A 12,788-nucleotide genomic window follows, 5' to 3' on the forward strand; every position below is an offset into this window, starting at 1 on the left:
TCAAGGGTCAGAAGTACACCCTGCTGTCGCGTCGCGAGAACCTGAGCCTGGAGGGTCGGCGCTCTCTCAAGCTGCTGCTGGCTGCCAACAGGCGGCTCAACACTGCCTACCTCCTGAAAGAGAGCTTCGGCCAGCTGTGGAGTTACGAGCGTGAGGGCTGGGCACGCCGCTTTTTCGACAACTGGCGCGACAGCCTCAAATGGCAACGCCTCAAACCCTACGAACGCTTCGCAGACATGATCGAGCGACACTGGGACGGCATCGCTGCCTACTGCAAGCTCGAGAACAAGGTCTCGCTCGGCTTCGTCGAGGGGCTCAACAACAAGATCCGCGTCTTCCAGCGCCGCGCCTACGGCCTGCGCGACGAAGAATACCTCCGTCTCAAGGTCCTCACCTGCATGCTCGACCCTCTATGATGCCCTGCATTCACCCACTCGAATCCGCGAAGAGCCAATATTGGGGCAGGGAGGTAACGGTGACAGACACGGCCACCGCGCAAGCGATGCAGATGCTGCACCGGCTGCTGGAGCAGGGGCAGTCCGCCGAGGCGGCTGCCCTGATCGACCAATGTTCAGGCCAATTCGCTGCAGAGGCGCGCGCCCTGCTGCCGTTGCTCAACGGACTCGATCGGCAGCGCAAGGACGAGGCGCTGCTGGAGGTCGTCGCCAAGCTGCAGGGGCACGACATCCTGATGCTCGAATGCCTGATCTTCGAGCTCCGCGTGCGGTTTCGCAACGGCGCGCATGGGCAGGCGTTGCGCCTGGTCGACAGGGTCCTGGGATTGGCCGGAGACAACATCGAAGCGCTGCGTACGGGCGGCCGGATCGGAAATCTCACGCGTGACGACGGCCTCGCCCTGCAGTGCTGGGAACGCCTCGCCGCTGCAGCGCCAAGCGATCCGGGCTGCCTTGCAGGTGGCGCGCAGTCAGCATCGACAGGGACAACACGCGCAGGCTCTTGGCCGCGCCCGGCAGGCGGCGGAATTGCGACCCGGCACGGTCGAGCCCCTGCAGATCGCGGTGAACGCGGGGTTGGAAGTCGGCTGGCCCGAGGCCTGCGATCCCCTGCTGGCGCGCCTGTTCACGGTCGATCGCGGGCGTGCCATGACGGCCCTGTCGCGGCTCGTCGAGGAGCTCGAGTGCGAACAGGCGGCTCGACTGCTTTGCCTTCTTCAAAACGAGTTCGCCAACGATCCGGCATTGGGCGACATCGCGACCAAGGCTTATGCGGGGTGGCAGGCCACCGGGCTGGAACAAGAGCTCGCGTCGTGGGACCTCGACGCCGCAGCCTGTTATCGCGCAGCGCGGACGCTGCGCCCGCACGATGCCGACGCGCAACGCGCCCTGGCGCGATTGAGCGCCCCCAGCCTGCAGGCGATGCGCGATGCGTTCGACAGGCGCGACTTTCCCGACGCGGTCGAGCATGGCGTCATGGCAACGCGCATCGACCCTGACTGCCTCGAAGCCTGGCAGGTCGTCGGGCGCGCCCAGTTCGCGCGCGGAAACAGTACCGAAGCCTCCGACGCCTTTCGCCAATGCACGGCTCTCGATCCCGAGGATGCGCGCGGCTGGCTGATGTACGGGCTGGCATTGAACCAGGCGGGCGAAAGACGTCCGGCCCTGCTGGCCTTTCGCAAGGCGTGCGGGCTGTCCGATGTGGAGGTGAGGAAGGAAGCCGAGATATCGATCGCGGCCCTCCATCCGCTGCTGGTGCGCGACGCACAACAGGCCGCCATCGACGGCGACCTCGAGCTGGCCTGGGAGGCGGCCGATGCCGCCCTCGCGGCCCGTCCGGACGACGTCGCCATGGCGCAGCTCAAGCAGAGCCTGTTGCGCCAGAACAAGCAGGCGATCCGCGATGCCTGGAACAAAGGCTCCGACTCGGTTGCGACCCTGTGCCGGCACTATCTCGATAAGGCTCCTGGCGATTCCTATGTGTCGACGGTACTTGCCCGCACGTTGATGCGGGCTCGTGCCTATGCCGAAGCCCTGCCGCTTTGGGAAAGCCTCAGCCGGCAGGCCCCGGGCGACAGCCACAATCATCTGCAGGTGGCGCGCTGCTGCCGCTCGCTCAGGATCAGGGAGAAGGGTCTCGTCGCCACCGAGACGGCGTTGCGGCTGGATCCCGGACTTCAGGAGGCCGTCGAGGTGCCGACTTCCTGAAAGCGCTGCCGCCTTCGGCATCGTCAGGGAAGGGCGTGCGGAGCTGAGCCAGCCCCAGGCGAGCGGAGTGGACCTCTCGATCCCTCCCACAACAGAGTCACAAGCGCTCTGGGTGAGATCTATCCGGACACGGCGAAATCACCCGGTTCCAGCCGCACCACGATCTCCTCGCGGCGCGCCCGTTCCGCTGCCAGGGCGAAGATCAGCCCGCGAATTGCCTCCTGCGCATCGACGACGGGAGCCGGCGCACGGCCGGCACAGGCGTTGAGGAACTCGATCATGGTGATGCGATCGCCGCCGCCATGCCCACCTCGACCGCGCCCCTTGATCGCCCAGACCAGCGGCTCGCGCTCCGGATCCGTGAAGGCGATGGTGAAACGTCCAACTTCGAAGACACCATCGAGACGGGCGTCGTCGCCGATCAAGGCGATGCGCCGCTCGCCGCGTCGCGGTCCCTGCATGGCCAGATAGAAGGTGCCGCGCACGCCGTTGTCGAGAACGAACGAGACGACCTGATTGTCGACGATGTCCTTGTCGGTTCGAAACACGCAAAGATCGAGGCCGTAGGCGCTGGGATCCGCCGCTTCGGCCGGCGTGCGGCGCTCATGAAGGCCGGTGTCGACGTAAGGGCAGATCGGGCGCCTGTCGCATTGCGAGCAGAACGGGGCAGGCGGCGGACCGACAAAGACGTCGAGGCCCCCGAAGCTGCTGACCGTGCTCGGCCGCGTCTCCAGCAGCCAGCAGATGATGTCGAGATCGTGCGAGGCCTTGTGGACCATCAACCCGCCGGACTGGCTGCTCTGGGCATGCCAGCGGCGCATGAAGCTGGCGCCATGGCGCACATCGAGCTGCTCGCTGAGGCTGGCAATCCGCACCGGCCCGAGAACGCCGGCACGGACCGCAGCGCGTATCGCCTCGTAGAACGGGGCCTGGCGCAGCACGTAGCCGAGCTGAAGAATGCGTCCGCTCTCCTGCCAGGCCGCCAGGATCGCCCGTGCATCGGCAGCGTTCGTTGCCAGGGGCTTTTCTAGGAACACGTGCTTTCCAGCGCGAAACGCCGGTTCGGCGATGCTGCGGTGGAGGTGGTCGGGGACCGTCACGAAGACGATGTCGATGCCGCTGTCGGCAAGCGGTTCCGACACATCCGTCGTGCCGCGCACGTGATTGCCGAAGAGCTTGACCGACTCGGCAATGCGCTCTTCCGACCGGTCGACGACCCAGGCGATCTGGACTCCGGCGAAGCTCTGGGCCAGCGCGGCGAGGGCGAGCCCGCGATTGCCAAGTCCAATGACGGCGCAGCGCAGCGGGCGTTCGGGCTTCCGCCACGGCGCCCGTTCACTCGCCGACACGTCCTCGAACAACCTTTCGACGTCTCGTGCCGATGCCAAGGCGACGGCGTAAGCGTGGCCGTTGACATTCGGGTCACTGTTGTCAGCGCTGGAGAAGTAGACGACGCCCTGCCAGAACGAATAACGCCCGCGGCCCAACCTCTCGATCGTCTCGTGCAGACAATGAGGCGGCCCCAGCGGGCGACCATTCTCGAACAGCCGGAGCTGCGAGCGATACGGCTCCTGGTTCGTGTCGGTCAGCCCATGGAGCTCGGTCGGCAGGTCGGCGATCCAGCCCATGGCACCGGCGCGTCGAAACGGCGGTGCCAGGGACCAAGTCTTGCCGGCCCCGGCCTCCCGGTTCGTGCTCATCAGGGCCTATCCGGCGCGTCATGGCCGGCCATCCGACCTCGCCACGGCAGCTTCAACCACGAGGCGAACCGCGGGCGCGCCTTTCGGGCATCGTTGCGCAACAGGACGAAGGCACTGTCCGTAGCCGATATGATATCGCCTGCCCGGGTCAAGCCCTGCGCTTCCAGCTCCCCCAGAAGCTCGAGCTGGGCCACCGATGCCTCGCGCACGAGGCAAAAGCGGCGGAGGTCGAGCAGCACGTACGGATAGCGCCGCAAGCCGTCGATGATCGCCTGCCGCTGCTCGGCTGACTGGGTGGTCACGAAGTCGGTCAGAATCGCCAGCGCGTCGGCCGCATCGTGTCGTGCCGCCGTGGCCGGGAAGCGCCCGAAGACCAGCCGGCAGGCAGGCTTGCCCACCTCCGCCTTGGCGGAAAGAGCCTGCCAGACGGCCAGCGCCGTCTCGTGACGACGGCGGTCGCACTCGATGCCGACGGCAGGAAATCCGTTGAGAGCCAGCAGGAACGGCAGGGTGCCGATGCCCGAGCCGATCTCGTGATAGGCGGCGAGGCGCGGCGCCTGCTGGCGCACGATCTCGAGCGCCGTCAGCTCGTGCGGAGGAAGCGAGAAGCCCCTCTGCAACATCGCGCTGTAGTGCTCGTAGGCGCCTGAGCCACGAACGCCGAGCGCATCGATGCGCTGCTGGAGGACCGCGGCCGTGGTGTCGCGGACCAGCGCCAGCGCCCGATCCGGCGCGAGATCGACCGGCTCGGGAGTGGCCGCCTCGAGAGTGGCCGCCTCGAGACTGGCCGGCGCGACGGCAGACGGCGCGGGCGACGGCGCCACGGGCGCTCGCGTTCGGAGCAGTCCCGCACGCTTCAAGCGTGGCGGTTTCAGATAGGTCGCCACGAGATCGATCTCGGGTTTGGCCTCGGCGGTCACCAGCAGGTCATAGACCTCGGGCGCGGTGAGGAACTGGATCTCGAGGCCGGCCTCGGCTGCCGCCTCGAAGATCACCGAGAGCAGGGCCTGCGCCGATGGATGCTGATGCGGCAGGACGGCGGTGCGCGCGTGCTCGAAATAGTAAGAGTGCATCGAATGCGCGTGGGTCTTGATGAAAAGCCGCCGACCGGCGATGTAGGCATTGTCGATCAGTTCCCGTGCCGCCTTGCCGGTGTCGTCGATCTGGCGCCGGCTGCTCGCTGACAGGTAATCGAGAGAGCATTGCAGGTTGCTCGCGGGTGACGACCAGACGAAGAATTTGCTGGCTGCCGCGGCGGCATTGCCGAAGGCGATCTCCGGCTCGGCTTCAGGACGGTCGTAGCCTTTCGGCGCGTCGAACGGGCGGCAGAGATACGGAACCGCGATCCGCGGATTCGTATGCTGCCGGCCGGCCGGGAAGGTGAAGTCGCCGCGGCAACCGTTGCGCAGTAGGAGGTCGATTTCGTCGGTGATGGTGCACGACGTATCGTCCGAGGCGTTGAGTGCCCAATGGCCATGAATGAAGAACCAGCGCTCCGTGCTGCGCCCCGTCTCGCGCGCCATGATCGCGCGATTGAGGCCGATTGCCAGCTCCAGGCGCTGCCGGTCGAGCGCGCGACCCAGCGGGCCGGCGAACCAGGCGACTGCATCCGGATCTGCATGTGCCGTGGTGGCGGTATAGTACTCGTGATGGATATGCAGCTGGATGTCGTGCGCCGACGCGGTCGCGACCTCGCGCATGGCTTCCTTGCCGAAGCGCTCCTCGTGCTCGGTCCGCTCCAGGAAGCCGACCAGATCGCGCGGATCGGCGCGCACGAGGTCGTCGCCCGTGCGCAGCGCGTAATTGAGGTGCGGCTTGTAGAACAGCGTGAGACGGCGGGCGAAGTCGATCTTCTCGGTGACGCGACAGAAATCGCCGATCGCATCGACGATCTCCTGGCCGACCGCCGGGGCATCGCCGACCGATCGCCAAGGCTCGAAGTGGTCGGTGTGGAAATAGACCAGGCTCGCGACATCCATGCTGCGCAGACGGGCGGCGAGATCCTTGACGAGGGGGGCGTGGCGACTCACGGAGCTGTCATCTCCAGGTAGCACGGCCGCAAGGTCCGCGCCCGTCAGCGCTTCTGCAGCGTAACGCGGAACTTGGTGTCGATGGTAAGGGCATGCAAACGCACGTCAAGCTGCGAGACGACCCAGTCCAGACCATGGCGATCGATGTAGATCGGCTCGCCGACACGGACCTGCAGCGAGCTTTCGGGACCGTAGTACTGTGCCGTGAAATGCAGGCGTCCGCCCTTGCGCAGCAGATGCGTCAGCTTCCTCAGGACCGTAAGCGGCTGCCGGACGTGCTCGAAGGCCTCGTAGAAGAGGATGAAGTCGATGCTGCCCGGCGCCATCGACGAATCGATCTCCTCGAGGTCGAGGTCGACCACGTGGGCCTCGATGTCCATCGCGCGCATGAACTCGACCGACGGGCGGGACAGCTCGAGTCCCACGAGCTTCAGCTCCGGATGACGTTCGCGCAGGAGGGCGAGGGCCTGGCCCGCGCCGCAGGCCGCATCGATCACCGTCATCGTGTCGGGAGGGAAATGTCGCTCGCACGCCTTGACGATGCTTGCGAACGGCGCGGTCCCTTTGGCCTTGAAGGCGGCGACCTTCGACTCGTCGCTGCGGTAGGACGACTGGTCGTCGTCCTTGGGATTGCGGAAGATCGAATGGCAGAAGCGGCAGATGTCGAACACGAAGATCTGCTGCGGCACCTTCAGCAGGGGCAAGTAGTCGAGGTAGAAGTCGTGGAACGGCGAACCCGGCGAGTTGAGCCAGGTCGGCGCTCCGAGGTGTGACTGGGGCAGCTGCCAGAGGCGCCCGATCTCCTCGCTGTCGCAGACCGGGCAGCGGTCGAGCGCGATGGTGCCGGCCACCGGAAACCTTTCGCGAAAGACGTCCAGCGGATCGAAAAGCTTTGGCGCGACCGTCACCGGAGCCGGCGGTCTCTTGCGTGACCAGAACAAGCTCCGCTCCTACATCAGGTGATCGCGCAGCGCGAAGACGATCAGCATGCCGACGAACCATGCCGCCGACGCCGCCAGCACCACCGATGCGATGGCCCGCGGCCGATTGGGATAGAGCGACGTCTGCGCCAACGTCGGCGCCGCGAACAGCGCCAGGTAGGACAGCTGGTTCTGGGCCGTCAGATAGGCCTGATTTCTGAGTGCAAGTGCCTCGGTATACTGCTTGTCGGCGTACTGGCGTTCGAGATCGAGGGACTGATATTCGGCCAATGTCTCGGGAGTCGACGATCTCGCCTTGGCCGCGCCGAGAGGGTCGTCCTTTCCGATCTGACCTTCGAGCACGGCAATCTGCGACGCGAGTGGGGGCAGCCGTGGAGAGTTCGGCGCCGATGCCTGGATCGAATCATGTTGCGTGCGCAGCAGGACGAGCTGCTTGCGCAGCTCGTCGGTGATGGCCGCCCCGGCCTGGGCGGTCCTGTCGGGGTCGACCAGGCCGCCACTTTCCTCGCGAAACACGAACAAGGCCTCGCGAGCCTTGGCCAGCTGCTCCTGGGCCCGCTTCACGTTCTCGTCGGCGGCGCGAACGAAGTCCTGCCGGGCCTCGGCGTTGAGCTTGCGAAACATCTCGCTCGACGAGTCGATCAGAGCCTGCGCCAGCCTGAATGACTCCCGGGGCGTGAAGGCCCGCACCGATACCGACACGTTGCCCGAGATCAGATCGAAATTGGCCCACACCATGCGGGTCCAATAGGCATTCAGGTCCTCCGCCATGAAGCCGGGCTTGAGCCTCGACCAGAAATCGACGTTGGGCTTGGCGAACATCGCGCGCAGATCGACCTCGCGCTCGACGTCGGCGATGGCCTGGGGACTGTTGATGTAGTCGGTGACGACGAAGGAGTCGGGCGACATCATTCCTGCGCCTCCCATCATCGTCGATACACCCGGCCGAGCGGCGGCGCTGGCTTGCGAGGGGCTGCGCACGGCAAACTGAAAGGTCGTGACGTACTGACTGGATGCCAGGAAACCATAGTAGGCAACGGCCAGAAGCGACGGGATGCCGATCACGAGCAGGGCCGAAAGACCGACCAGGCCGCCGAAGCGCTTGCGCCGGACCCGTCGAGGCATCGGCGGAAGGGCCATGCCTGCGTGCGGAGCCGGCGGCGCGGTCGTCTCTCGCACCGTCGGTTCGGACGTCGATCGCGCCTGGATCTCGCCGCGCCGGGCCGCCGGCAACTGCATCGGCCGCTCGGCGCGGTTGGCCACGGACTCGCCAGGCGCAGCCGCCCCGCTGTCGGCAACCGGTTTCGCCGCGTCTGCCGCGTGCCGCGATCGGCCTGGCGGCGGCCCGCACTCGAACAACTGGTAGTAGCCCGCGCCACCGAGATCGATGGTCTCGTCGCGCGGCGAAAGTCCATAGGAGGTCAGCTCCTCGATCAGCCGCTCCTGCTCGGCCTCCGAGTCGCGCTTGATGCAGAATCGCTGCAAGTCGACCAGGACGTAGCGATACCGGGCCAGGCAATGGCACAGCCGGACATAGTCCTGCGGCGACTGCGACGAAACGAAATCGGTCAGGATGGCCATCGAGTCCGAGACGTCGAGATCGGCGATGGCGTCGGGGAAAGCCGCGCCGATCAGCCGGCAGTTGCTCTCGATGCTCGGCAGGTGCTCGGATAGCTCGCGCAGGATCGCCGTTGCCGTGAGATGCCGTCGCTCATCGCGCTCGATGCCGACCGAGGCGAACCCGTCGTGCGCCAGCATCAACGGCAATGTCCCGAGCCCCGAGCCGATCTCGTGATAGGACCGCATCTGCGGGAAGCGCAGTCTCACCAAGTCGAGGATGGCGGCCTCGCCCGGCGGGATGGGAAAGCCGTTCGACAGTTGCAGCTGGTAGTGCTCGTAGGCGCCCGAGCGCGCGACGCCGAGCAGGCGAATCCGCTCGCCCAGCACCTTGACCGTCGCATCACGGATCACCTCTGGCGCCCGCGACTCCTCGAGCACGGACCTCGCCTGGTCGGCGGCCTGCGTGCGGTCAGGGTCCGGCATCAATCCGGAATCCGATGCTTGTGCACGATCGTTGCGTCTTGGCTCCGGCATCTGCGAAAGCCTTCAATGGGTGTTGAGGGGCTCGTTCACGATCTCGTTGTAAGACGTCACTGCTTCCCTGATGTCGTCGTAATAGGTCAGCTTGCCGTCGTGCAACGTGGCGCCGGCTTCGCAATAGGTCAGCATGGTCCCCGGATCATGCGACACCAGGATGATCCGGCTGTGTCTGAGACGATTGCTGAAGGTCTGCTGGCAGCGCGCGGCGAACCGGGCGTCGCCGGCGCCAAATCCCTCGTCGATGAGATAGACGTCGAACCTGAGCGCCATGCTGGCACCGAATCCCAGCCTGGCATGCATGCCGCTGGAATAGGTCCTGACGGGCTCGTCGAAATAGTCGCCCAGCTCGGCGAAGCTTTCCACGAAGGTGACGACCTCGTCGACGTCGTAGCCATAGACACGGGCGAGAAAGGCGGCATTCTCCCGGCCGCTCATGTTGCCGGCGAAGCAGCCCGTGTAGCCCAGCGGAAACGACACGGTCACGGTGCGATGGATCCGGCCGCGTTCCGGCAATTCGCTGCCGCCGATCAGACGCAGGAGAGTGGACTTGCCGGCGCCATTCAGGCCTAGAATGCCGATGCTCTTTCTGGTGTCGAGCACGATGTTGATCGTGTCGAGCACCACTTTCCGCCCGTGTCGGGTCCGGTAGCTCATGAACACGTCCTCGAGCACGATCATGTCGGCTCCAGCACTTTGCGTCGAGCCACCCGCATGAGTGCCAGCCCGATCGTCAGCGCCACGGCGGTCACGCCGATGACGTAGGCTGGGTCGAGATAGACCGCCTTGAAGTCGCGATAGAAGCCGGTCCTGAACCACAACAGGATATGCATGATTGGATTGTAGAGAAGGTAGTCGCGATACGGCTGTGGCACCTGCTCGGGCAAGAACCAGATCCCGGAGAAGAACCACAGGGGAAAGTTGAACAAACTGTAGATGGTCATCCAGTTATGAAAGAAGCTCACGAGGACGATGTTGATGACACCGACGGCAAGGCCGAAGCAGACGGCGACCGCGCAAGCCTCGGCGACGGCCAGCGGATCGCGCGGTATGGCCTCGCTGACCCCTCCCAGATAGAGGGCGAGAAACATGAGGGAGCCGACGAACAGGTAGGTCGTGGCTTCGAGCACGACGCGCGCGGCGATCACGTCGGGCAGCTTGACGGGTGGCAAGGTGAGCAGGGATCTGTTCCCGCCGACCGCGCCGCTCACGTAGATCGCCATCTTGCTAAACAGGAAGTAGGGCACGATACCCGTCAACAGAAACAAGGCGGTGTTGTGGCCGATCGGCGCGTGCCTCTTGAGGAGGTAGCTAAAGACCAGCATGTAGGCGATGAGATGAAGCCCGGGCTCGATCAGCGCCCACAGATAGCCCAGCCGCGACTCGCCGCCACGCGCTCTCATCTCGCGGCGCACCAGGGCCGACACGACCCGGAGGTGCGTCTGCAGCCCGGCGTCCCAGGATTGCCATGACGGCCGCATGTCGACGACCGTCATCGTTCGCACCCGGCCATCATCGCCTCATGCCCCAGGGCACCCGCACAATGCAAAGTGCCATCGTCCGGAGCGGAGCTGCCCGAAGGGCCTGCCCTGAGCGCGGCTTCGGTCGGGATGACGGCATTCTTGCCATGAGCGAATGCCCTGCCTCAGCCCCGGCGTCCGGCGTACTGGAGGCCGGCGCGCTCGATCATCGTCGACAGCCGCGGGTGGACCATGGAGGGAAGATCCTCCCAGCCTGCCGCGGCGTAGACCTGCAGCGTGTTGGACAGCATGCGCGGGATCGGAAACGCATCGTTTGCCCATCTTTCCGCGGACAGGCCCATCTGCTTCAGGCAGCCAGGCTGCGCGAGCAGGCTCGCGATCAGGTCGGCGATGTCGCGAGGCACCGGATCCGGCGCCGTGACCAGCCCGGTGATGCCCGGCTTCAGCGCCTCCGGCGCGCCGCCGGCTGGGCTGGTGATGACGGGCACTCCGGCAAGCTGCGCCTCGATCAACGCATTGGGCAGACCCTCGTGCTGGGAGAGCAGCATCAGCACGTCCATCTTCGACAGCCAGTAGCCGACGCAGCTCGACCTTCCGGCGAACAGGCAACGTCCGGCTATCCCGAGCGCCTCGGCGCGCCGTTCGGCCTTCGCCCGGAAGGGGCCGTCACCGACGACGATGCAGCGCGCCGTCGGAATCCTGTCGAGGACGCTCGCGGCGGCGTCGATCCACAGGAGCGGCCGCTTGACCTCGTCGAGTCGCATGACCGCGCCGAGGGTCAGGGCGCTGGGCCCGGTCCGTTCGTCGAAGGCACGGAACTCCGCTTCCGCCGCGGGGTCCGCGACAGACGGCGCGCGCGCCACGCCGTTCGGGATCACCACGATGCTCCCGGGGTCGATGTCGAGCCACTGGGCGTAGCGATTGGCCGCATAGCGCGAGTTGACCGAAAGCTTCACGCCGGGGGCGCTGAGCAGCGACCGGTAGATGACGTCGTACTCGATCAGATAGTTCTCGCGCCGGTCGGGTGGCGGGGTGGATCGCCCGCTGAGCACGATGCGGGGAACACCGGCCAGGAGCGCAGCAAGGCCGGCGGCATAGACCAGCCCATCCTGCCAGATATGCACGACCTCCGGCTTCATGGACCGCAGCTGGTCCGTCAGCTTGATCACCGCCTCGGCCGTCGACCAGGGCAGAAAACCCAGGGCGCTGAGCGCGGGCCGGACCGCGGACGTCGCGAGGTCGCCGGCGAAGTCGGGCAGCTCCCGGTAGGATCGCACCGGAACGCCGGCCTGCTGAAGGTCGGCCAGGAAGAAGGCGCCGTCCTTGCGATCACGGAGCGATCGCGCCATGACGTTGACCGGATCGAGGCCGATGCCGTCGCGCAGGCGTCGCTGTCCCAGGGTCATCTCCCGGAGACCGATCGCCGTCGTCACGAACTGCCGCTCCGCACCGCCCGATCCGAGCGAGCCGGTCAGCAGCAGCAACGAGCCGGTGTCGCGCGGCTCCGCCGGCGCACGCGCACGGCGGGCTTCGAGCACCCGCTCGAACAGCGCCCCGAGAACCTTGACCGACGCGATGGTGTTGCCGTCGAGCGGACGACGGTCGCTGTGTTCCCAGTCGCCGATCACGGCTTCCAACCGTCGGCGCTCGCGAAGGATCGGCGGTCCCAGCCCCGCCCCTGCCGCCAGCCGCCGGAGAAACGTCCCGGCGGAACGGTGAATCCCCACCTCCTCCTCGAGCCAGACCGTCGCCACAAGCCACGAGTCGTTGCGCTTCTCGAAGGTGCGCGCCAGCCGATCGAAGGCGGCCCGCCGCTTCGCCGTCTCGCCGGCGGTGTCGCAGGCCTCGGCGTAGGCGAGCAGCTGGTCGAGCTGCCTCGGCATGCGGGGAAACCGCGCCCCGAGGGTCGTCCGGGCGAGGCTCGTTCCGCCATGGCGCCGGGCGACCGCCATCAGGTTGTGAAAGGCGTCCATCGACTCCGGAAACCGAATGCAGGTTCCCAGCCATGCGCCGAAGGCCCGCCCGTCGTTCATTTCCTGCAGCAGTCTCGCGACGAGCTTCTGAAACTCCTCCACAGCAGGATAGTCGCGAACGATCGCCTCCAGCTCGTGAACGATCGTCTCCAGCTCGGCGACCGCCGCGCGGCGGCCGATCATCGCCCGGGACCGGTCACGCAGGGCTCGTGCGCCCTCTCGGACCTCCTTGACAGGCCGCCGTCCGAAATTCCCGGCGGCGATTCCACCCGTCACGACCTCACGCAGCGGATCGGCCGTCGCGGTGAGCTGGAACAGGTCCCCCATCTTCACCTTGGACCAGGGTCGGCCCGCCAGGAGCGCACCAACATGAGGGAGTTGGAGAATGCTCATCCGCGTCTCCT

At 66.4% G+C, this 12,788-nt stretch carries 10 protein-coding genes; 2 read left to right on the top strand and 8 right to left on the bottom strand.

What is annotated here, in order from left to right:
• Positions 1–416 (top strand): ISL3 family transposase (locus tag AB7O82_RS16890; protein ID WP_428619831.1); only part of this gene is annotated, 416 nt, incomplete at its 5' end.
• Between the two features lie 155 nt (positions 417–571).
• Here the strand turns inward: AB7O82_RS16890 and AB7O82_RS16895 are convergent.
• Positions 572–745: a hypothetical protein gene (locus AB7O82_RS16895; protein ID WP_428551317.1), complete on the bottom strand. Its 174-nt coding sequence runs from the start codon at positions 743–745 to the stop codon at positions 572–574.
• Positions 746–839: 94 nt separating this feature from the next.
• On the opposite strand from AB7O82_RS16895, the gene AB7O82_RS16900 reads away from it, so the two are divergent.
• The gene (locus AB7O82_RS16900) at positions 840–2,162 is read left to right on the top strand and encodes a tetratricopeptide repeat protein (RefSeq protein ID WP_428551320.1); all 1,323 of its coding nucleotides are present in this window, start codon (positions 840–842) and stop codon (positions 2,160–2,162) included.
• 119 nt (positions 2,163–2,281) lie between these two features.
• On the opposite strand, the gene AB7O82_RS16905 is transcribed toward AB7O82_RS16900, so the two are convergent.
• The 7 genes from AB7O82_RS16905 to AB7O82_RS16935 all read right to left on the bottom strand — a co-directional run bounded on the left by AB7O82_RS16905 (position 2,282) and on the right by AB7O82_RS16935 (position 12,777).
• Positions 2,282–3,862, bottom strand: a complete 1,581-nt coding sequence (locus AB7O82_RS16905) for a Gfo/Idh/MocA family oxidoreductase (protein ID WP_428551323.1) — start codon at positions 3,860–3,862, stop codon at positions 2,282–2,284.
• Positions 3,862–5,892 (bottom strand): hypothetical protein, encoded by a 2,031-nt coding sequence (locus AB7O82_RS16910; protein ID WP_428551325.1) that lies wholly within the window; start codon positions 5,890–5,892, stop codon positions 3,862–3,864. The genes AB7O82_RS16905 and AB7O82_RS16910 overlap by 1 nt, the downstream gene beginning before the upstream one ends.
• 44 nt (positions 5,893–5,936) lie before the next feature.
• A complete protein-coding gene (locus AB7O82_RS16915; RefSeq protein ID WP_428551328.1) occupies positions 5,937–6,800 on the bottom strand; it encodes a class I SAM-dependent methyltransferase in 864 nt (287 codons plus the stop codon).
• A 42-nt stretch (positions 6,801–6,842) separates the two neighbouring features.
• The gene (locus tag AB7O82_RS16920) at positions 6,843–8,876 is read right to left on the bottom strand and encodes a hypothetical protein (RefSeq protein WP_428551331.1); all 2,034 of its coding nucleotides are present in this window, start codon (positions 8,874–8,876) and stop codon (positions 6,843–6,845) included.
• Positions 8,877–8,939: 63 nt separating this feature from the next.
• The gene (locus tag AB7O82_RS16925; protein ID WP_428551334.1) at positions 8,940–9,611 is read right to left on the bottom strand and encodes an ABC transporter ATP-binding protein; all 672 of its coding nucleotides are present in this window, start codon (positions 9,609–9,611) and stop codon (positions 8,940–8,942) included.
• Positions 9,608–10,426, bottom strand: a complete 819-nt coding sequence (locus tag AB7O82_RS16930) for an ABC transporter permease (protein ID WP_428551337.1) — start codon at positions 10,424–10,426, stop codon at positions 9,608–9,610. Before AB7O82_RS16930 ends, AB7O82_RS16925 begins: the two co-directional genes overlap by 4 nt.
• Positions 10,427–10,575: 149 nt before the next feature.
• Positions 10,576–12,777 carry a glycosyltransferase gene (locus AB7O82_RS16935; protein ID WP_428619833.1) on the bottom strand — a complete coding sequence of 734 codons (2,202 nt, stop codon included), beginning with the start codon at positions 12,775–12,777 and terminating at the stop codon, positions 10,576–10,578.
• Positions 12,778–12,788 lie beyond the last annotated feature (11 nt).

Origin of the sequence: Reyranella sp. (assembly GCF_050185545.1) — a bacterium.
Classification (GTDB): domain Bacteria; phylum Pseudomonadota; class Alphaproteobacteria; order Reyranellales; family Reyranellaceae; genus Reyranella.

Excerpts from the sequence above, each read along its gene's own strand:
- AB7O82_RS16895 (WP_428551317.1), bottom strand. The coding sequence starts at position 745 with ATGCGCGCCGTTGCGAAACCGCACGCGGAGCTCGAAGATCAGGCATTC.
- AB7O82_RS16930 (WP_428551337.1), bottom strand. The coding sequence starts at position 10,426 with ATGACGGTCGTCGACATGCGGCCGTCATGGCAATCCTGGGACGCCGGG.
- AB7O82_RS16905 (WP_428551323.1), bottom strand. The coding sequence starts at position 3,862 with ATGAGCACGAACCGGGAGGCCGGGGCCGGCAAGACTTGGTCCCTGGCA.
- AB7O82_RS16925 (WP_428551334.1), bottom strand. The coding sequence starts at position 9,611 with ATGATCGTGCTCGAGGACGTGTTCATGAGCTACCGGACCCGACACGGG.
- AB7O82_RS16920 (WP_428551331.1), bottom strand. The coding sequence starts at position 8,876 with ATGCCGGACCCTGACCGCACGCAGGCCGCCGACCAGGCGAGGTCCGTG.
- AB7O82_RS16935 (WP_428619833.1), bottom strand. The coding sequence starts at position 12,777 with ATGAGCATTCTCCAACTCCCTCATGTTGGTGCGCTCCTGGCGGGCCGA.